The organism is Pseudomonas sp. TWP3-2, assembly GCF_049897765.1.
GTDB lineage: Bacteria > Pseudomonadota > Gammaproteobacteria > Pseudomonadales > Pseudomonadaceae > Aquipseudomonas.
Genome location: NZ_JAFCWW010000001.1, coordinates 587,344 through 607,495 on the forward strand (window position 1 = coordinate 587,344; position 20,152 = coordinate 607,495).

Annotated in this window: 21 protein-coding genes; all 21 read right to left on the bottom strand. The window is 60.9% G+C overall.

Features of this window, described 5'->3' with window-relative positions; translation table 11 throughout:
• Nucleotides 1-90: 90 nt before the first annotated feature.
• Nucleotides 91-396 (bottom strand): urease subunit beta, encoded by a 306-nt coding sequence (locus ACP7EE_RS02600; protein WP_277760404.1) that lies wholly within the window; start codon nucleotides 394-396, stop codon nucleotides 91-93.
• A complete protein-coding gene (locus ACP7EE_RS02605; RefSeq protein ID WP_420647065.1) occupies nucleotides 396-929 on the bottom strand; it encodes a GNAT family N-acetyltransferase in 534 nt (177 codons plus the stop codon). Before ACP7EE_RS02605 ends, ACP7EE_RS02600 begins: the two co-directional genes overlap by 1 nt.
• Nucleotides 930-934: 5 nt before the next feature.
• Nucleotides 935-1,468: a GNAT family N-acetyltransferase gene (locus ACP7EE_RS02610; RefSeq protein ID WP_426206097.1), complete on the bottom strand. Its 534-nt coding sequence runs from the start codon at nucleotides 1,466-1,468 to the stop codon at nucleotides 935-937.
• A gap of 9 nt (nucleotides 1,469-1,477) precedes the next feature.
• Entirely contained in the window at nucleotides 1,478-1,780 is a 303-nt protein-coding gene (gene ureA / locus ACP7EE_RS02615; RefSeq protein ID WP_008085431.1) for an urease subunit gamma, read from the bottom strand.
• Between the two features lie 33 nt (nucleotides 1,781-1,813).
• Complete coding sequence (locus tag ACP7EE_RS02620; RefSeq protein ID WP_426233275.1) at nucleotides 1,814-2,653, bottom strand: urease accessory protein UreD; 840 nt, start codon at nucleotides 2,651-2,653, stop codon at nucleotides 1,814-1,816.
• A gap of 30 nt (nucleotides 2,654-2,683) precedes the next feature.
• Nucleotides 2,684-3,382 carry an urea ABC transporter ATP-binding subunit UrtE gene (urtE, locus tag ACP7EE_RS02625; RefSeq protein WP_420647068.1) on the bottom strand — a complete coding sequence of 233 codons (699 nt, stop codon included), beginning with the start codon at nucleotides 3,380-3,382 and terminating at the stop codon, nucleotides 2,684-2,686.
• 155 nt (nucleotides 3,383-3,537) lie between these two features.
• On the bottom strand, nucleotides 3,538-4,407 hold the full coding sequence (gene urtD, locus ACP7EE_RS02630) for an urea ABC transporter ATP-binding protein UrtD (RefSeq protein ID WP_426233277.1): 870 nt from the start codon (nucleotides 4,405-4,407) through the stop codon (nucleotides 3,538-3,540).
• On the bottom strand, nucleotides 4,404-5,483 hold the full coding sequence (gene urtC / locus ACP7EE_RS02635; protein WP_420647070.1) for an urea ABC transporter permease subunit UrtC: 1,080 nt from the start codon (nucleotides 5,481-5,483) through the stop codon (nucleotides 4,404-4,406). The genes urtD and urtC overlap by 4 nt, the downstream gene beginning before the upstream one ends.
• Nucleotides 5,483-6,985 (bottom strand): urea ABC transporter permease subunit UrtB, encoded by a 1,503-nt coding sequence (gene urtB, locus ACP7EE_RS02640; RefSeq protein WP_426233279.1) that lies wholly within the window; start codon nucleotides 6,983-6,985, stop codon nucleotides 5,483-5,485. The genes urtC and urtB overlap by 1 nt, the downstream gene beginning before the upstream one ends.
• A gap of 161 nt (nucleotides 6,986-7,146) precedes the next feature.
• Entirely contained in the window at nucleotides 7,147-8,412 is a 1,266-nt protein-coding gene (gene urtA / locus ACP7EE_RS02645) for an urea ABC transporter substrate-binding protein (RefSeq protein ID WP_426233281.1), read from the bottom strand.
• Nucleotides 8,413-8,840: 428 nt separating this feature from the next.
• On the bottom strand, nucleotides 8,841-10,964 hold the full coding sequence (locus ACP7EE_RS02650; protein ID WP_426233283.1) for a TonB-dependent receptor: 2,124 nt from the start codon (nucleotides 10,962-10,964) through the stop codon (nucleotides 8,841-8,843).
• 151 nt (nucleotides 10,965-11,115) lie between these two features.
• Nucleotides 11,116-12,495 carry a PepSY-associated TM helix domain-containing protein gene (locus ACP7EE_RS02655; RefSeq protein ID WP_426233285.1) on the bottom strand — a complete coding sequence of 460 codons (1,380 nt, stop codon included), beginning with the start codon at nucleotides 12,493-12,495 and terminating at the stop codon, nucleotides 11,116-11,118.
• 129 nt (nucleotides 12,496-12,624) lie between these two features.
• Entirely contained in the window at nucleotides 12,625-14,742 is a 2,118-nt protein-coding gene (locus ACP7EE_RS02660) for a TonB-dependent copper receptor (protein ID WP_426233287.1), read from the bottom strand.
• Nucleotides 14,743-14,826: 84 nt separating this feature from the next.
• Nucleotides 14,827-15,258, bottom strand: coding sequence for a DUF2946 domain-containing protein (locus ACP7EE_RS02665; protein WP_426233289.1), 432 nt, complete (start codon nucleotides 15,256-15,258; stop codon nucleotides 14,827-14,829).
• 21 nt (nucleotides 15,259-15,279) lie between these two features.
• On the bottom strand, nucleotides 15,280-15,759 hold the full coding sequence (locus ACP7EE_RS02670; protein WP_426233291.1) for a copper chaperone PCu(A)C: 480 nt from the start codon (nucleotides 15,757-15,759) through the stop codon (nucleotides 15,280-15,282).
• 47 nt (nucleotides 15,760-15,806) lie between these two features.
• A complete protein-coding gene (locus tag ACP7EE_RS02675) occupies nucleotides 15,807-16,208 on the bottom strand; it encodes a DUF2946 domain-containing protein (protein ID WP_426233293.1) in 402 nt (133 codons plus the stop codon).
• Between the two features lie 98 nt (nucleotides 16,209-16,306).
• Entirely contained in the window at nucleotides 16,307-16,597 is a 291-nt protein-coding gene (locus ACP7EE_RS02680; RefSeq protein WP_085609233.1) for an addiction module antidote protein, read from the bottom strand.
• 3 nt (nucleotides 16,598-16,600) lie between these two features.
• Nucleotides 16,601-16,903 (bottom strand): type II toxin-antitoxin system RelE/ParE family toxin, encoded by a 303-nt coding sequence (locus ACP7EE_RS02685; protein ID WP_426206082.1) that lies wholly within the window; start codon nucleotides 16,901-16,903, stop codon nucleotides 16,601-16,603.
• Nucleotides 16,904-17,091: 188 nt separating this feature from the next.
• Nucleotides 17,092-17,820, bottom strand: coding sequence for a cobalt-precorrin-6A reductase (locus ACP7EE_RS02690; RefSeq protein ID WP_426233295.1), 729 nt, complete (start codon nucleotides 17,818-17,820; stop codon nucleotides 17,092-17,094).
• Nucleotides 17,817-18,914: a cobalt-precorrin-5B (C(1))-methyltransferase gene (locus tag ACP7EE_RS02695; RefSeq protein ID WP_426233297.1), complete on the bottom strand. Its 1,098-nt coding sequence runs from the start codon at nucleotides 18,912-18,914 to the stop codon at nucleotides 17,817-17,819. Before ACP7EE_RS02695 ends, ACP7EE_RS02690 begins: the two co-directional genes overlap by 4 nt.
• Nucleotides 18,907-20,118, bottom strand: coding sequence for a precorrin-6y C5,15-methyltransferase (decarboxylating) subunit CbiE (gene cbiE / locus ACP7EE_RS02700; RefSeq protein ID WP_426233299.1), 1,212 nt, complete (start codon nucleotides 20,116-20,118; stop codon nucleotides 18,907-18,909). The genes ACP7EE_RS02695 and cbiE overlap by 8 nt, the downstream gene beginning before the upstream one ends.
• Nucleotides 20,119-20,152: the final 34 nt, after the last annotated feature.

Below are 20,152 nucleotides of genomic sequence, written 5' to 3' on the forward strand. Positions count from 1 at the left end.
GTGTGGCGGCTATCGGTAATCAGCTCCCTCTCCCTCGGGCGGTCCGACGTTTCGGGAGGGCTGGGGTGAGGGGCTGCGGTACACACGGACTTACAGGTCACCCATAACCCGTCCGGCAAACCCGAACACCCGCCGCTGCCCCGCGTAATCCACCAGTTCCACCTCGCGACTTTGCCCCGGCTCAAAGCGCACCGCCGTGCCCGCCGGAATGTTCAGACGCATACCCCGGCTGGCCGCGCGATCAAAGGTCAGCGCGTCATTGGTTTCAAAAAAATGGTAATGCGAGCCGACCTGAATCGGCCGGTCGCCGCTGTTCGCCACTTTCAGACTGACCGTGCGACGGCCGACGTTGAGTTCGATGTCGCCGGGCTGGATCTGGTATTCGCCGGGAATCATCAATGGGCTCCTTGCAGGACTTTGTAATACAGCGCGGTCGCGCGGTAATTGCCGTGCGGATCGCAAGCGTAATCGGGGATTTCACCGGCGCGCGTATAGCCCAGCGCCTTGTAGAAATCTTCGGCAGGCGAGCCGGCTTCGGTGTCGAGGTAGAGCATGCCGCGCTTGCACTTGGACGCTTCAAGCTCCAGTGCCTGCATCAACTGCTGACCGAGACCGCGACGACGAGCGTGTTCGCGCACCAGCAGTTTCTGCACCTCGGCACGGTTCAGGCCGTTGGCCTTCTGGCACAAGGTCAACTGCACGCTGGCCTGCACCACTTCGTCCTTGACCACTACCCACAGCAATACATTGCCTTTGTTCAGATGGTCCTGAACGTCATCGAAATACGCGCGGGCCTGAACGGCATCGAGGTCGGCCATGAAACCGACACTGGCGCCATAACCCACGGCATCCAGCAGCAAGTCGATCAGACCCTGACGATAGTGGGCAAAACTCTCAGCATTGACGCGGCGCAGTTGGGCGGCGTTCATCGATGTCATTCCTTGTTGGCAGATGGCGGCTCCGCGCCAGGATTGAGGGTCAGTTGCATGAACGTCAGATCGAGCCAGCGGCCGAACTTGGTGCCGACCTGCGGCATCTGCCCGGTGATGCTGAAACCGGCACGCTCATGCAGCCGAATCGAGGCCGCGTTGCCACTTTCGATGGCGGCGACCATCACGTGTTTGTCGCAGCTTTTCGCGCGCTCGATCAGCGCGGTCATCAACTGCGGGCCGAGGCCGTTGCCACGTTGGTCGCTGCGCACATAGACCGAGTGCTCGACGGTGTGGCGGAAACCGTCGAACGGCCGCCAGTCACCGAACGAAGCGTAGCCGAGGGTGGTGTTGTTGGCGTCGACGATCACCAGGATCGGATAGGCCTGAGCCTGACGTGCGCTGAACCACGCCTGACGGTTGCCGAGGTCGACCGCTTGTTCGTTCCAGATCGCCGTGGTGTTGAGCACGGCGTCGTTGTAGATGTCACGGATCGCCGGCAGATCGGCATGTACAGCATCGCGGATGGTGTAAGTCATGGCGCCGCCTCAGACGATCGGTTGGTGAACGGTGACCAGTTTGGTGCCGTCGGGGAACGTCGCTTCGACCTGGATCTCCGGGATCATTTCCGGGATGCCTTCCATCACTTGTTCACGGCTGAGCAGGGTGGTGCCGAAATGCATCAACTCGGCCACGGTGCGACCATCACGCGCGCCTTCGAGCAGCGCGGCGGAGATGTAGGCCATGGCTTCCGGGTAATTCAGCTTCACGCCGCGCGCCAGCCGGCGTTCGGCAACGAGGCCGGCGGTGAAGATCAGCAGCTTGTCTTTTTCGCGTGGGGTCAGGTCCATCGTTTGAAATCCATAGTCGGCAGTTAAAGAAGATCAGGTATTCCAGATTCTGGGTGGCATGGCTTCGCGGCCGAGCAATGCCGGCCTGAGCAGTCGCCATAACTCGATCAGCCACGCTCTGGCCAGCAACGCTTCACTGGCCAGGCAGCGGGCGACCAGCAAACCCGGCAACTGCGTCAAATCTCCGCGCACCTGATGCCCCAGCGAACGACAGCGCTCCAGCAACTCGGCATCAATCTCCCCCGTCACCAGCAACGTGGCAAACACCGGTTGCCCATCCAGTCCGATTGGCGAGTCGAGCAACCCGTCATCCCCGACAATGCGCTGACGTTCATGCCAGAGCAATCGCCCATCGCGGCGAATATCCAGATGCGCCTGAAAATGCCCCAGATCAAAACGCTCGCCACTGGCCGGACGCCCCAGCGCCACCACGTCCCAATAGAGCAGCCGTGCATCGCCTTCCAGCTCAATCGAAGTCGTGAGCTCAGCCTGCGCCGCGCTGTAGACGATGGTTTCCTGCGGCAGCCATTCCAGAGTCGCGCCGGCAGCCACGTGCAAGTCGAGCTTCTGATAAGCGGGGCCCGCCGCGCGATACCACTTGGCAGCGCCGGGGCTGGTGATCTGTGCCCAGGCGTTGTGTTCGACGCGGGCGCTGATCTCGAGCCGGTCACCGCCAGCAATTCCGCCGGGCGGGTGGATGATGATGTGTTGGCAAACCTCCGGCCCTTCGGCGTACAGATGTTTTTGCACGCGCAGCGGGCCGAAATGCCGACGCTGAACCGGCCGCGTGCAATCGCCGAAGCGCGCATAGGCCAGTTCCAGCTCAGCGTGCCAGCTCGGGGTAAACAGGGCAGTGGGAATGGGTAAATTCATATTTTCTGATTATCGTCAGGACGCTACAGACTAGATCGTTACCAATCCCCGTACACCTTCAGCCTCCATATTTTCTCCGCGTCCCTGCTGCACGATCTCGCCCCGGGACATCACCAGGTATTGATCGGCCAGCTCAGCGGCGAAATCGTAGAACTGCTCCACCAGCAAAATCGCCATGTCGCCGCGCGCCGCGAGTTTCTTGATCACCGCGCCGATTTCCTTGATCACCGACGGCTGAATGCCTTCGGTGGGTTCGTCGAGGATCAGCAGGCGCGGACGGCTGGCCAACGCTCGGCCAATCGCGAGTTGCTGTTGCTGACCGCCAGACAAATCACCGCCGCGTCGCTGTTTCATTTGCAGCAACACCGGGAACAATTCATAGATGAACGCCGGAACTTCTTTGGCTTCGCTGCCAGGAAAGCGCGACAGGCCCATCAGCAGATTTTCTTCCACGGTCAGCCGGCCAAAAATCTCCCGACCCTGCGGCACGTAAGCGATTCCGGCGTGCACGCGTTGATGCGGTTTGAACGTGGTGATCGGTTTGCCTTCCCAGTTCACCGCGCCTTCCTTGGCCGGCAGCAAACCCATCAGGCACTTGAGCAAGGTGGTTTTACCCACACCGTTGCGTCCGAGCAGGCAGGTGACTTCGCCGACCTTCACCTCAAAACTCAGGCCACGCAGGATGTGGCTACCGCCGTAATACTGGTGCAGCTTGTCGACTTGCAGCATGTATGCATTCCTTATGTTCCACACAAACCCCTGTGGGAGCTGGCTTGCCAGCGATAGCGGTGGATCAGTCGGCATCAATGTTGGATGTGCCGGCCTCATCGCTGGCAAGTCGAATCGTCGCACCGCAGCTCCCACAGGGTTTGTATTGGCAAATCTCAGCGGCCGAGATAGACCTCGATCACGCGCTCGTTTTCCTGCACCTGCTCCAGCGATCCCTCGGCCAACACACTGCCCTGATGCAACACCGTGACGTGGTCGGCAATCGAGCCGACGAAGCCCATGTCGTGTTCCACCACCATCAGCGAATGCTTGCCGGCCAGCGACTTGAACAGCTCGGCCGTGAACTCGGTTTCGGCGTCGGTCATGCCCGCTACGGGTTCGTCGAGCAGCAACAGTTGCGGGTCTTGCATCAGCAACATGCCGATTTCCAGAAACTGCTTTTGCCCGTGGGACAGCAGCCCCGCCGGGCGGTTGACCGAGGTGGTCAGGCGAATGGTCTCCAGCACTTGACTGATCCGGTCTTTCTGCTCGCCGCTCAATCGTGCACGCAAACTGGCCCACACTGACTTGTCGGTTTTCTGCGCCAGTTCGAGATTTTCAAACACGCTCAACGCTTCAAACACTGTGGGTTTCTGGAACTTGCGACCAATCCCGGCTTGAGCAATTTGCACTTCGCTCATCTGCGTCAGATTCAGCGTTTCGCCGAACCACGCTTTGCCATGACTCGGGCGAGTCTTGCCGGTGATCACGTCCATCAGCGTGGTTTTGCCCGCGCCGTTGGGGCCGATGATGCAGCGCAATTCGCCGACGCCGATGTACAGATTCAGATTGTTCAGCGCGCGGAAGCCATCGAAGCTGACGCTGATGTCTTCCAGGGTCAGGATCGTGCCGTGACGGGTATCCAGGCCGGGTTCGACGCGCTGGCCGAAGCCGATCGAATCGCGGCTGGTGCCGGCGTCCTTGTTCGGTTCGACCGGGAAGAACGCCGGTTCGAGCATGAATTCAGCACTGGCCGTGACTCTCATGATTCACCTCGTTTCTTCAGCAGACCGATCACGCCTTTGGGCAGGTACAGGGTCACGATGATGAACAGCGCGCCAAGGAAGAACAGCCAGTATTCGGGGAATGCCACGGTGAACCAGCTCTTCATGCCGTTGACCACGCCCGCGCCGAGCAACGGCCCGATCAGGGTGCCGCGACCGCCGAGCGCCACCCAAACCGCCGCTTCAATCGAGTTGGTCGGCGACATTTCGCTGGGGTTGATGATCCCGACTTGCGGCACATACAGCGCGCCTGCCAGACCACACAACACCGCGCTCAAAACCCAGACAAACAGCTTGAAACCACGCGGATCGTAGCCGCAGAACATCAGACGGTTTTCCGCATCGCGCAACGCCGTCAGCACTCGACCGAACTTGCTGCGCGCCAGGCGCCAGCCGATAAACAGGCTCGCCACCAGCAACAGCACGGTCGCCAGAAACAGCACCGCGCGGGTGCCCGGTTCGGTGATGCCGAAACCGAGAATCGTGCGGAAATTGGTGAAGCCGTTATTGCCGCCAAATCCGGTCTCGTTGCGGAAGAACAGCAGCATCCCGGCGAAGGTCAATGCCTGAGTCATGATCGAGAAATACACGCCCTTGATCCGCGAGCGGAAGGCGAAAAAACCGAACACCAGCGCCAGCAAACCCGGCGCCAACACCACCAGACACATCGCCCAGAAGAAGTTGCCGGTGCCGCTCCAGTACCACGGCAATTCCGTCCACGACAGGAAGGTCATGAACGCTGGCAAACCATCACCGGCCGCCTGACGCATCAGGTACATGCCCATCGCATAACCACCGAGCGCGAAGAACAGACCGTGGCCCAGCGACAGCAGACCGGCGTAACCCCAGACCAGATCCAGCGCCAAAGCGACGATGGCGTAGCAGAGGATTTTGCCGACCAGCGTCAGGGTGTAAGCCGAGATGTGCAGCGCATTGTCAGCGGGCAACAGCGAGAGCAACGGCAGGGCGATCAGCAGTGCCAGAATCAGCGCACCGACCGCAATGGTGATTTTCGGGCCAGCCTTTTGCGTGGCCGTAACGAGCAGGGGCTGGTTCATCAGTCGATCACCCGTCCTTTCAATGCGAAGAGGCCTTGCGGACGTTTCTGGATAAACAGAATGATCAGCGCGAGGATCAGAATCTTGCCGAGCACCGCACCGATCTGCGGTTCAAGAATCTTGTTGGCGATGCCCAGACCGAATGCGGCGAGCACACTGCCCGCCAGTTGGCCGACGCCGCCGAGCACCACCACCAGAAACGAATCGATGATGTAGCTCTGGCCCAGATCGGGGCCGACGTTGCCGATCTGACTCAACGCCACACCACCGAGGCCGGCAATGCCTGAACCCAGGCCGAAGGCGAGCATGTCCACACGACCGGTGGGCACGCCGCAGCAGGCCGCCATGTTGCGGTTCTGGGTGACGGCGCGCACGTTCAGACCCAGTCGAGTCTTGTTCAGCAGCAGCCAGGTCAGCACCACCACAAACAGCGCGAAGGCAATGATGACGATGCGGTTGTACGGCAGCACCAGATTCGGCAGTACCTGAATCCCGCCGGACAGCCACTCGGGGTTGGCCACTTCGACGTTCTGCGCACCGAACAACAAACGCACCAGTTGAATCAGCATCAGGCTGATGCCCCATGTCGCGAGCAGGGTTTCCAGCGGTCGGCCGTACAGGTGGCGAATCACCGTGCGCTCCAGCGCCATGCCGATGGCGGCGGTGACAAAAAACGCTACCGGCAGCGCGATCAGCGGATAGAACTCGATGGCCTGCGGCGCGTAGCGCTGGAACATCAGTTGCACCACGTAGGTCGAGTAGGCGCCGAGCATCAACATCTCGCCGTGGGCCATGTTGATCACGCCGAGCAGACCGAACGTGATCGCCAATCCCAATGCCGCGAGCAGCAGAATCGAACCCAGCGACATGCCGCTGAACGCTTGGCCAAGCACTTCGCCGATCAGCAGTTTGCGTTTGACTTGGGCAAGGCTGGTTTCGGCAGCGGTGCGCACACCCGCATCGGCTTCGACGCCGGGTTCAAGCAGGCCTTCGAGACGCGTGCGGGCCAGCGGGTCGCCGGTTTCGCCGAGCAATCGCACGGCGGCCAGGCGCACGGCCGGGTCGCTGTCGACCAGTTGTAGATTGGCCAAAGCGAGACTCAGGGCGGCGTGGACGCTTTGATCTTTTTCACCAGCCAGTTGCTGGTCGAGGAATTTCAGCTGCGCCGGTTTGGCGCTTTTCTGCAACTGCTGCGCGGCGCTCAGACGGATTTTGCCGTCGGCGGCGAGCAATTGATGGCTGGCCAGCGCGGTGTCGATCAGACCCCGCAGGCGATTGTTCAGGCGCAGGGTTTTAGCTTGGCCGTCGACGGTCAGTTCGCCTTGTTGCAGGGCGTTGATCAGTTCGATACGCGCCGGCTCGGGCTGTGCGGCCCAGGCTTCGAGCAGTTTGGCCTGCTGCATGGGGTTGGCGGCGACGAAGTCTTCGGCGTCGCCGGCGTGGGTGGCCAATGGCAGCAGAAGAGCGATGGCACAGATAAAACGGTAGAGAACTGTGGGCATAGTCAGTCGCCTTGACGCGGACATTGTGGGAGCTGGCTTGCCAGCGATGGCATCACCTCGGTGCATCAGATGCACCGAGTTGCCTGCATCGCTGGCAAGCCAGCTCCCACAGGATTTGTGTCGATCCCGAGCTCCTTGCTCAGCCCCGACACCCAATGGCTTTAGTTACTCTTCACCGCATAATCCGGCTTCTTGTCATTCCCCGAGATAAACGGACTCCAGGGCTGCGCGCGGATCGGCCCCTCGGTCTGCCACACCACGTTGAACTGACCATCGGCCTGAATCTCGCCGATCATCACCGGTTTGTGCAGGTGGTGATTGGTCTTGTCCATGGTCAGCGTGTAACCGGATGGCGCGGCGAAGGTCTGGCCGGCCAGCGCTTCGCGGACTTTATCGACGTCGGTGGACTTGGCTTTCTCCGCCGCCTGAGCCCACATATGAATGCCGACATACGTGGCTTCCATCGGGTCGTTGGTCACGGCTTTATCAGCGCCCGGCAAGTTGTGTTTCTTCGCGTAGGCTTTCCAGTCGGCCACAAATTTCTTGTTCGCGGGGTTATCCACCGACTCGAAGTAATTCCACGCAGCGAGGTTACCTACCAATGGTTTGGTATCGATGCCGCGCAATTCTTCTTCACCCACCGAGAACGCGACAACGGGTACATCGGTGGCTTTCAGACCCTGGTTGGCCAGCTCTTTGTAGAACGGCACGTTGGAGTCGCCATTGACCGTGGAGATCACCGCAGTCTTGCCGCCAGCGGAGAATTTTTTGATGTTGGCGACGATGGTTTGATAGTCGCTGTGGCCGAACGGGGTGTAGACCTCTTCGATGTCTTTGTCCGCAACGCCTTTGGAGTGCAGGAACGAGCGCAGGATCTTGTTGGTGGTGCGCGGGTAGACGTAGTCGGTGCCGAGCAGGAAGTAGCGCTTGGCGCTGCCGCCTTCTTCGCTCATCAGGTATTCAACTGCCGGGATCGCTTGCTGGTTCGGCGCTGCGCCGGTGTAGAACACGTTGGGCGACATCTCTTCGCCCTCGTATTGCACCGGGTAGAACAGCAGACCGTTGAGCTCTTCGAACACCGGCAACACCGATTTGCGCGACACCGAAGTCCAGCATCCGAATACCACGGCGACCTTGTCCTGCGTCAGCAACTGTCGGCCCTTTTCGGCGAACAGCGGCCAGTTCGAAGCCGGGTCGACCACCACCGGCTCGAGCATCTTGCCGTTGACGCCGCCCTTGGCGTTGATCTCGTCGATGGCCATCAGCGCCATGTCTTTGAGCGACGTTTCGGAGATCGCCATGGTGCCGGACAACGAATGCAGAATCCCGACCTTGATGGTCTCGGCGGCCTGCACAGTCCAGGTCATGCCCATCGCGGCAATGGATGCCGTGAGTGTGAAAGCCTTGATCAAACTGCGACGCTTCATTGTGCGATCTCCATGAACGTTAAAGTTTTTTATGGTTGGCAGATGCGGACGACTGAAGGTGTGTTTTGCAAGGGCTGTGCCCGGTCGGGGTTTGGCCGGGAAATGTCGGTTTAGAGCGGTTGCGCGGGAGTGGCGGTGCACCAGGAAGGGACGGGTTGGATGCGGCGGTGCGCTGGGGTGCGCCAGAGTGGGGCGCGCTGTCTGCGGTGTGTCAGTTGGATCGCTCCCCCTCACCCCAGCCCTCCCGAAACGTCGGACCGCCCCCAAGGGGGCGAAGGGGAAAGGGGGCCGATCTTTGTCGTTTTGGAAATCTATATTCACCTTCGTATTTCAGGTCGATGTATTCCGAAAGACACTTCGGTCGGTCCCCTCTACCTCTGGGCGGTCCGACGTTTCGGGAGGGTTAGGGTGAGGGCAAAAATCCCGGATCAAAACACATAATCAGCCGTCACAAAGAACGACCGCGCTTTCCCCAAAATCCACTGCTGCCCCTCGTTGTACTGACTCTGCGCATACCGGCGGTCAAACAGATTATTCACCTGCAACCCCAACGTCGTATTGCGTAACGCCTGCCAAGACAACGTCGCATCCAGCACGGTGTAACTCGGTAGCTCATTGCGGTTAGCCATGTCGGCAAACCGCGCATCGACATACCGCACGCCAGCGCCAGCCTTCAAGTCATCAGTAATCGCCTTGCTCAACCAAAGATTGGCGGTACGCCGTGGCACATCCACCGGGCGGTTACCGTTACGCGAAACCGGCACGCCACCGACCACTTCTTCAAAGTCGTCGTACCTGGCTTTGACCATGGCCGCGTTGGCCTGCAACTGCCACGCGTGCGGCAATTGCACATCGAGGCTGGCCTCCAGTCCGTTGGACGATTGCTGCCCGACCTGCTGCTTGAGCGTCGGATTGCCCGGATCATCCGTCAGCAGTTTCTTCTTCACGATGCGATAAGCCGCCAGCGTGAATTCGCCGCGCTGATCCCAGAACAGTTGCTTCATGCCGATCTCGGTCTGCCGTGCCGTGGACAGGTCGTATTGCTGCTGACCCGAACTCAGGGATATCAGCCCGCCGATGCCGTCAGTGCTGGTCGCAACCTGACCGTAGAACGAAGTCTGCGGCGTCAGTGCAAACACCAGACCGGTCTTCCAGTTGTTGCCGGTCAGGTTCTTGTCGCTCTGACTGCCGTCCAGCAGATTGTTGCGATCCACGTGCATGTAATCGCGGCGCACACCGGTCACCAACGACCAGCGCTCACTCAGTTGCGTACGGTTTTCCGCGAATATCGACATCTGTTTGCTGGTGCTGTCGAACTGCTCGCGATACTGATTGGCACTGTCGAAGTAGCCCGTCTGCGGGTGATACAGATCCAGCGGTTGACCATCCGCCAGCACGTCGTTGAACGGCGAATTGCTGTTGAGCTGAAAGCGGATGCGGTTGTAATCGACGCCGGTCACGGTCTGGCTATCGAGGCCGAACAGCGAGTGCTTGAGGGTGAACGTCTGGCGGTCGCCGAGCTGCTCCTGTTGATGGCCGATGCCGAAGTTACCGCTGCGGTGCAACTGTTGGCTGCTCGTAACGAAGTTGTAGTTCTCGGCGTTCTGCCAGCGGCGCTGGGCCTTGAGGTAATACAACTCGTTGCTGGCGCTGACCGAATCATTGATCTGCCAGTCGCTGCTCAGGCGCGTCCATTGATCGTTGTAGTGCTGCTTGTCGTCGCGCACGTTGTAGTTTTTATTGCGCAGGCTGTCTTGCAGATGGCCGTTGATCAGCGGCGTGCCGAAGTAATTTTGCGGCCGCTGATCGCCGTAATCGTGGGCGAGGGTGAAAGCCAGATCATCGGTGGCCTGCCAGCGCAGCGCGGCGCTGATGAAGTCGCTGGAAGAATCGCCGCGATCAATCCAGCCGTTGCTGCGCAGACGATTGAGGTTGAGGCGATAGCTCAGGGTGTCGCTCAGCGAACCGCCGCTGTCGAGCGCCTGCTGCTGACTGTCGAACGAGCCATAACCGATGCGCACATGGTTTTCGATTTCACCTGTGAACGGCTTCTTCGGGATCGTGTTGACCACCGCGCCGGTCGCGCCTTCGCCGTACAACACCGAAGCCGGGCCGCGCAAAACATCGACACGTTCGACTGACCAGGTATCGACCGGGAAAGTCCCGGTGCCCATGCCGGTGTACAGGCGGTTGCCGTCATACAGTTGCATCACCGAACTCTGCCCGGTGAAGCCGCGCGCCTGCAATGAGCTGCCGCCATCGCCCGGCGTACCGGTGCGGCTGATGCCGGTGCTGCGCGAGACGGCGTCCTGCACGCTGCGCTCGCCACGGGCGCGGATCTGCTCGCCGCTGAGGCTTTCGACGCTGGCCGGGGTTTCCATCGCTGTGAGATTCAGACGGGAGCCGGCAGTGGTCGGCGTGGTCAGGCTGACGTCTTCGTCGTCATTGGCCAGGGCGGTGATGGTGCCGGTGGGCAATGTCAGTGAGGCGCTGTCGGCCTGCGCGCTGTTCATCGCGAACAGGCACAGGCTGGACAAGAGGTACTTGTTCATCGGGGCGGTAAATCGCTTCTGCAAAAGAAAACCCGCAGCTGTGGGGCTGCGGGTCGGGCGGCACACTTGCTTGATGCGGTGACATCAAACGCTGCCGAGGCTTAAGCCCAGGCAGTGTACAGAAGCGTCTAAACCGCGCATCTCGGATGATTCATGATGAAGTTGAGGCGGATTCAGTTTCGCGGCCAAGACGCGACAGCACAAACCGATCCAGCACCCACACCACCACCAGCGAAGCGCCGACCAACGGAAAAATCACCGCCAGCGCAAGCATGATCAGCACCCCGGTTTTCCATTTCGGCAGATCGTGACGCAGCGGCGGCACGCCGAATTTGCCTTGCGGCCGGCGCTTCCACCAGATCACCACGCCGCTGACCGCGCTGAGCAGAATCATCAGGCAGATCAGCAGCACGATGATTTGATTCAGCGTGCCGAACATCTTGCCTTCGTGCAGCATCACGCCGATTTCGGTGGCGCGCGCGACTGTTCCGTATTGCTCGAAACGTACGTCGGCGAGCACTTTGCCGGTGTACTGATCGACGTGCAAGGTGGCGTCGTTGCGTGGGTCATCGGCGAACACGGCGATGGTGAATACGCCGGTCGCGGTGGTCGGCAGGGTGATGCTGTAGCCCGGCTCGACTTTGCTTTGGGTGGCGATGTTCTGCACATCTTGCAGGCTGATGCCCGGTGCGGCGGGACCGTGTTGCATGTCGCCGTGGGCCATGTGTTCGGCGTGGTCGCCGGACATCGGCATCGGTGTGTTTTCCATCGCCCAAGGCACGGTCTGACGGGTAGCGCTGTTGAGGCTGCGCGCTTCGACGTCGGAGGTCGGCACGTTGTCCCACATTGCCGCAGGGAACACGTTCCACACCTGCGCGTATTGTTTGCCCCAGAAGCCGGTCCAGGTCATGCCGCTGAGCAGCATCACCAGCAGCAATGTCGCGCCCCAGAACCCGGTGACGGCGTGCAGATCACGCCACAACACGCGGCCGCGACTGTTCAGGCGTGGCCACAGAATCCCTGCGGCCTGACCGCGCGGCCACCACAGAAACACCCCGGACACCACCAGCACCACGCCCCAGCCAGCGGCCATTTCGATCAGTCGATCACCGACCGTGCCGATCATCAATTCGCCGTGAACCGCGCGGGCGACGGCTTGCAGGTTCTGCTTGGCATCCTGCTCGCCGAGGATGTCGCCGTGGTACGGATCGACGAACACGTTCAGCTCATGCCCGGCGTTGTTCACAACGAATTGCGCGCTGCGTTCGGCGTTGACCGGTGGCAGATATTGCGCGATCTGGCCTTGTGGATAAGCACTTTTGACCTTTTGCAGCATGTCATCAGCCGACACCGTGTGATGCCCGGCCGGGACGTTGAGCAGGCTGCTGTACATCAGCGAATCAAGTTGCGGTTTGAACAGATAAATCATGCCGGTCAGGGCCAGCATCACCATGAAAGGCGCGACGAATAAACCGGCATAAAAATGCCAACGCCAGGCCAGGTTGTAGAAATTCGGTTTGGGCTGTTTCATCGGTTTGTGCTCCGCTTGGCTTGGATCTTCTAGTTGTCTTTTGCGGTTGCTGCGCAACCTGTCGCTAGCAGGGCTAGCTCCCACAGGTTTAACTCGGTCCGTGTGGGAGCCAGCCTGCTGGCGATGCTTTTAGAAACTCATGTCGACCTTGGTCCAGAGCGTGCGCCCCGGTTCGTTGATCGCTTGCGGGTCGTTGGCCGGGTAGCCGAATCCGGCGTTGCCCGCCAGGTTCAGGTGTTCGGCGTAAGCCTTGCCGAACAGGTTGTCGACGCCGCTGCTGACCTTCCAGTTTTTGTTGATCCGATAAGCACCGTTAAGCGAGAACACGCCGAAGCCCGAACTCTTGTCGTAATCCTTGCCGACCACGTTGCCCTTGTTTTGATCGATACGGTTTTGCGCGGCAACCACCCTCCACAGCGCGCCGGCGCTCCAGTTGTCTTCGCTGTAGGTCAGACCGAAACGCGCATCCAGCGGCGGCATCTGCGGCAGCGCCTTGCCGTCGCTGCTGTTCTTGCCCCAGGCATACGCGAGAGTCGCATCGGCTTTCCAGTGGTCGGTGAGTTTGTACGCGGCACCCAGTTCACCGCCCATGATCCGCGCGTCGATGTTCTCGGCGCGCGAGGTGCTGCCCATCATTCCCGGGGTGTAATCAAACAGGATGTAATCACGCACCTGGCCGATGTAGGCCGAGGCCCAGGCTTCAAGTTCGGCGCTTTTATAGTTGAGGCCGAAATCGAACTGGGTGGTTTTCTCCGGTTTGATCGAGTCGAAGGCATTCACCGAACCGGCCGGGCCGGACTTGGGCGAAAACAGCTCCCAGTAATCCGGGAAGCGCTGCACGTGACCGAGGCCGGCGTAGAGCGTGGTCGGGCTGTCGGCCAGATCATGCTCGTACCGTACGAAGCCGCTGGGCAGAGTATCGGCGCGTGTTTCGTCGGCGGTCGGATTCGGGCGCGACATCATTCCCGAGCCGGTGCGCTGGCGATAATCCTTGGCCGAAGCGCGGTCGAGGCGTGCGCCAGTGATCAAGCGGTCGCGGTCGGCGGCGTACCAGGTCATTTCGCTGAACACGCCGTAGTTGTGGAAATCCGCATCCTTGTTGCGCGGCACATTCTTGTAAGTGTCGATGCCCATCGCGCTGCGCTGGCGATGTTCGTTGGTCTGCGCATCGAGGCCGGTGATCAGCTGAATATCGGCCCAGCGCCAAGTGGCTTTGATCCGCGCGCCGAGAGTGCGGCGGTCAACATTCGAGGCCATTGGCCCGGACATCATCCCGGTGCCGGACGGCGTGCGCAGGCTGTAGTTGTCCATCACGTGGTCGGCGTAGTTGTAGTAGACCTGGGTTTCGAGCTTCTCCAGCACGTCGTTGATGTTGGATTTCTCGAAGCGCAGGCCGAGGCTTTCGCGCAGGAACTGCGAGCCGTCCATGCCGCGTCCGGCGTAACGCGCTTCACCGTCGCCCTTGCCAGCGGTCAGCTCCAGCAGGGTGTCGGCGTCCGGTGTCCAGCCGACCGCAACGTCGCCGTTCCACTTGTCGTAGCGCGAGGCGACGATGTCGTTGTTGCCGTCGCGGTAGTCGTCGGAATGCGCGGTGTTGCCGATCACCCGCACGTAGCCCAATGGCCCGCCAGCGGCGGCATCGACGACCTTGTCGAAGCGCCCATGGGAGCCGGCGAGCACGCTGGCATTCACGCGGGTACCGAGTTCGCCGAAGCTTTCCGGCTCACGGTCGAACAGCACGGTGCCGGCCGAGGCGCCCGGGCCGTAGAGCACGCTTTGCGGACCTTTGATCACCGTGAGTTTGTCGTAGGTTTCCGGCGAGATGTACGAGGTCGGCGCGTCCATTCGGCCGGGGCAGGCGCCGAGCATCATGCTGCCGTTGGTGAGAATGTTCAGGCGCGAACCGAACATGCCGCGCAGCACCGGATCGCCGTTGGTGCCGCCGTTACGCACCAGCGCGAAGCCGGGAATGGTCTTCAAATAGTCACCACCGTCACTGGCTGGCACCGGTTGGCGTGGGTCTTTCGGGTTGGTGACGATGGTCAGCGGCGAGCTCGGGGCGATGGCGGTAATCACCGTCGGGCTGAGTTCCTCAGCATGGCCGGCGTGTTCATCGGCATGCACCAGCGGGGAGAGCAATACGCCGCAAAGTACGGCGCTCGCATGCCTGAAACGCAGGCGCGAGTGATTCAGGGCAAAACACGTTGGGGCAGAACCCGAACGTGGCACAGCAGAAAACCTGGACATGACAATTTCCATCAAACAGTCGTAAACGACACGGTCGGCAGCCTGAAGCTGTCTTCTCAACCGTGTGCAATCAGAAGTGGGTGTTTACGCTGGGACGGGCGGTGCGCGGCTGCGGGCGCCGGGGAAGACGGTTTGCCGGGCGTAACCCAGGCGCGGGGAGGGCGTGCTGAAGGTGTTGACTGGCGCGATGCTGAACGCGGCGAAACTGCCGCCACCGGTCAGCGCCGGGCAGTTGAACAGCAGGCTGCAGTAGCCGCACTTTTCCCACATTGCGTGGTGCGAAGATTGCGGCGGACAGTGTTCGGCCGAGGCTTTGGCTGCATGCGCGGAGTGATCCATGCCCGGCATGTCCATCGACATGTCCATGCTGACTGGCATGGAAGCCGAGGCGTGTTGATCCATCGGCATCGACTGAGAAATCAGCGGGCCGATGAAGATCATCAACATGGCGAACAGGGCGATCCAGCTGCCGTGTTGGTGGCGCTCGTGGATAGACCTGGCGCTAGGCGGGCGCATGGTTGCGATCAGCCGCAGGAATTACTGCGCGTGGGCGTGAGCCTGAGTGGTTTCCGGTGGCTTTTTCTGCACGGCGACTTCGACGGTCACGGCGCCGGCCTTCTCGAAATGCAGCGTCAGCGGGAAGCGCTTGCCGTTGGTCAGCAGGCTGCGATCAGTCGGGTTCATCAGCATCACGTGATAGGCCATCGGCGCGAAGGTTACATTCTCGCCCGGAGCAATAACCACGCTCGGCACTTTCTGCATCTTCATCAGGTCGCCCTGCATTACGTGCTCGTGCAGTTCGGCGGTGGGGGCAATCGGCGAGTCGACGCTGAGCAGGCGGTCGGCAGTCTTGCCGTTGTTGTGGATCACGAAATACGCGGCGACGGTTGGCGCATTCGGCGGCAGCTCCTGCGACCACGGGTGGGCGATTTCCAGCTCGCCGGCTTTGTATTCATGAGCATTGGCGAAGCACGCAGGCAGCAACAGCGCAGCGATGACGATGAGTTTGTTCAACATGGCAGTTCTCCGGGACGATTCGAAACGCAGTCAAATGCGGGAACAAATCAAACCAGAGGCGAGGCGCGGGGGTTGAGGCTGGGCCATTGCTGGCGCGGTGTGGGGTTTTGCAGAGTGGCGGGCGCAACGCTGCGATTGCTGGCGTATTGCGCGAAAAACAACTGCGGCGAATGCCCTGGCAGCGCCACGACTGGCGCCGATCCGGAACAGCACCAGCAATGCTGCATGGTTGAATGCTTGTCGCCGCTTTGCGGCGCGTTCTGATCGACGCTGCCGATATTGATCGCGACCATTTTGGTCCCGCTGCCGGTGCAGAAACTGCTCCACAACACTTGCTCGGCGGGTGACTGCGCGGCTTGTGCCATCGCTCCCGTCAACGGCATGGCGAGCATGTTGAACAGCACTGCAAAGCAGGCGATCCAGGCAATGGCAAGCCGATGTCGGTTCATGGGACAGATCCGTCGGGGTGGGCGATCAGGCGCGGCTATTTAGCCTGATCAGGGCCGATAAGTAAAAATGCGTCGTGCGGTTTGGTGTCGCAGCGCAATCAGCCCGCTACCGCATGCAATCTCAAACCCAGTGCCTTCATGACTTTCATGATAGTCGCGAATTCCGGATTTCCAGTGCTGCTGAGCGCTTTGTACAGGCTTTCGCGACCCAGGCCTGCATCACGTGCTACTTGAGTCATGCCTTGGGCGCGGGCAATGTCGTTCAGCGCTGCACGAATCAGAACGCCGTCTCCGGCGTCCTCATCAAAACATGCATCGAGGTAAGCGGCCATTTCCTCGGGCGTTTTAAGAAACTCTGCCGCGTCGAAGCGGGTGAATTTTTCGGTCATGACTTACTCCTCATTACCGATACTTTTTGCCATCTGAATGGCTCGTTTGATATCTCGTTTTTGTGTCGACTTATCGCCGCCGATGAGTAACAGGTAAGTCACTTCACCTCGACGTGTGAAATACAGCCTGTATCCAGGTCCGTGATGAACACGCATCTCGTAAACCGAGTCACCGACGAATTCGCAATCACCAAGGTTTCCATGTTCTGCCGCCCGGAGTCTGGCAATGATGCGTGCTTTGCCGATGGTGTCCTTCAAACCGTCCAGCCAATCGGCAAATGCGCGGGATCGTTCAAAGTCGATCATGTCGGGATCGTATTCCTTGGGATACAGGCTGACAAGCTGCTTTTTCCCGGCGTCATCTATTTTTCCGAGAATTGCTGCCTGTAAACCTGCGAGGATTAAAGGAATCGAGATATTGGAACGGGGCTGAGAGAAGGGACAGTCGGCTGCTTCTGAAAAACTTGCGGGCTAATTCACGGGTAAACATGAAATCAGGAATTGTCTGACGCTGACAGGGCGCCAAGGACTTCAGACGTACTAGCAAACTCCCGATCAACCTGCGCCAACACCGGCCGCTTCAACACAATCACCGGCACCCCCCGCTCGCGCGCGATTTCGAGTTTCGGCTCCGTCGCGGTGCTGCCGCTGTTCTTGCTGATCAGTACGTCGATCTGCCGGCGCTCGAACAGCGCGCGTTCGTCATCCAGCAGGAACGGGCCGCGTGCGCCGATGACTTCGCAGCGTTCGTTGCCGGGATAAACGTCGAGGGCGCGCAGGGTCCAGAACTGGTTCGCAGGGATTTCGTCGAGGTGTTGCAGAGGTTCGCGGCCCAAGGTGAACAGCGGTCGGCGGAAGGGTTTCAGTGCTGCGATCAGTTCGGCCCAATGGCCAACTTCACGCCAGTCATCCCCCGGCTGCGGTTGCCACGCCGGACGGCGCAAGGCCCAGCAGTGAATGCCGGTCAGTTGCGCAGCGGTGGCAGCGTTCTGGCTGATTTGTGCTGCGTAAGGATGGGTGGCATCGAGCAAAAGACTGACGCCCTGATCGCGAATAAACTGCGCCAAGCCTTCCGCACCGCCATAGCCGCCAACGCGCACCTGACAGGTCAGATCGCTCGGCACCCGGCCAACGCCGGCCAGGCTGTAAATATGCTGCGGCCCCAGCGTGCGGGCAATCGCTAGCGCTTCAGTCACGCCACCCAGCAACAAAATCCGTTTCATACAAAAGCCCCCGCATGCCCAACGACGCCGCCCTGGCGATCAATCGCAAACACCTCGACCTGCACCTGCTCCGGCACCACGCTACGGGCGAATTCCAGGGCATGCCGACAGACTTCATCGCCGAGCGCGATCCCCGCCGCACTGGCCATGGCCAGCGCTTGCTGACTGGTGTTCGCCTCGCGAATGTTCTGCTGCAAGTCTGCATCGGCACCAATCGCCGCTGCCCATTCGGCCAGTTGCGGCAGATCGATACTCGAATGCCGCGAGTGCAGATCCATGTGCCCGGCCGCGAGTTTGCTGATCTTGCCGAAGCCGCCACACAGGCTGAGTTTATCCACAGGCACTTTGCGCAGGTGCTTGAGCACGGCGCCGACGAAGTCGCCCATTTCGATCAGAGCGATTTCCGGCAAATCGTAGACCCGGCGCATGGTGTCTTCGCTGGCGTTGCCGGTGCATGCTGCGATGTGCAAATAGCCGTTGGTTTTCGCCACGTCGATGCCCTGATGAATCGAGGCGATGTACGCCGCGCAGGAAAACGGCCGGACGATGCCGCTGGTGCCGAGGATCGACAAACCACCGAGAATCCCCAGGCGCGGGTTCATGGTTTTCAGTGCCAGGGCTTCGCCGTTCTCCACGTTGACCGTGACCTCGAAACCGCCGATATAGCCGGTTTCCTCAGCCAGCAGAGTCAGGTGATCGCTGATCATTTTGCGCGGCACCGGGTTGATCGCCGGCTCGCCCACGGCCAGTACCAGCCCGGGACGAGTGACTGTCCCGACGCCACTGCCTGCATGAAAGCGAATCCCCGGCTCGGTATTCAAGCGCACGCGTGAATAGAGCAGGGCGCCGTGAGTCACGTCCGGGTCGTCGCCGGCATCCTTGATGGTTCCCGCTTCAGCGCCGTCATCGGTCAACCGGCAGAACTCCAGACGCATCTGCACTTGCTTGCCCTTGGGCAACACGATCTGCACCGCGTCAGCCGCTCCGCCGCCGAGCAACAGGCGTGCGGCGGCGAGGCTGGTGGCAGTGGCGCAACTGCCGGTGGTCAGGCCGCTGCGCAGAGGGGCGGGTTGTTCAGCGGTTTCGTCACGCATCGAAGGGTTTGACCAGATCCAGCAACGTGATCGGCAGCGCCTGGCGCCAGGTATCGAACTCGCCCAATGGCTGCGCCTGCGCGACGTGGATGCGCGTCAGTTCGCCGCCGTGGCGTTCGCGCCAGGCCATCAGGGTCACTTCGCTTTGCAGGGTCACGGCGTTGGCTACCAAACGTCCGCCGGGTTTGAGTTGCGCCCAGCAAGTGTCAAGCACGCCGTCGCGGGTCACGCCGCCGCCGATGAAAATCGCGTCCGGACGCTCCAGCCCTTCAAGTGCTTGGGGCGCACTGCCACGAATCAGTTGCAGACCGGGCACGCCCAAGGCGTCGCGGTTGTGCTCGATCAGTTGCTGACGGCCGTCATCGGCTTCGATGGCCAGCGTGCGGCAGCTCGGGTGGGCGCGCATCCACTCGATGCCGATCGAGCCGCTGCCGGCGCCGACGTCCCACAGCAATTCGCCGGGAGTCGGGGCGAGGCGGGCGAGGGTGATCGCGCGTACGTCGCGTTTGGTCAGTTGGCCGTCATGCTTGAACGCCGAATCCGGCAGGCCGGCGAGGCGCGACAGGCGCGGAGCATCAAGGTCAGCCAGGCATTCGATGGCGATCAGATTGAGGTCGGCAATCACCGGATCGTTCCAGTCGTTGGCAATCCCATCGACACGCCGCTCCGCGTCGCCACCCAGATGCTCAAGAACACTCAAGCGACTCGAGCCGAATCCGCGTTCGCGCAGCAGCGCTGCGACGGCCGCCGGACTCTCACCGTCATTGCTCAGCAACAACAGACGCACGCCGCTGAACAGTTGAGCGTTCAATGCAGCCAATGGCCGGGCGACCAGCGATAACGTCACCACATCCTGCAACGGCCAGCCAAGACGCGCCGCCGCCAGTGAGCAGGACGAGGGGGCAGGCAGGATCAGCATCTCGCCGGGCGCGAGCTGACGTGTGAGGCTGGCGCCGACGCCGTAGAACATTGGATCGCCGCTGGCCAGCACACACACCGCTTCGCCGCGCCGTTCCAGTAACGGCGCCAGAGAAAACGGACTCGGCCACAACTCGCGTTCGCCCCGAATGCACGCCGGCAGCAGATCCAGCTGACGCTGGCCGCCGACAATTCGCGAGGCGCCCAGCAAGGCGCGCCGGGCATGTTTGCCCAGGCCCTTGAAGCCGTCTTCACCAATTCCTACTACCGTCAGCCAGGGTGACATCTATTGCCTCGCAAAAAAGTGTCGGCAAACGCGC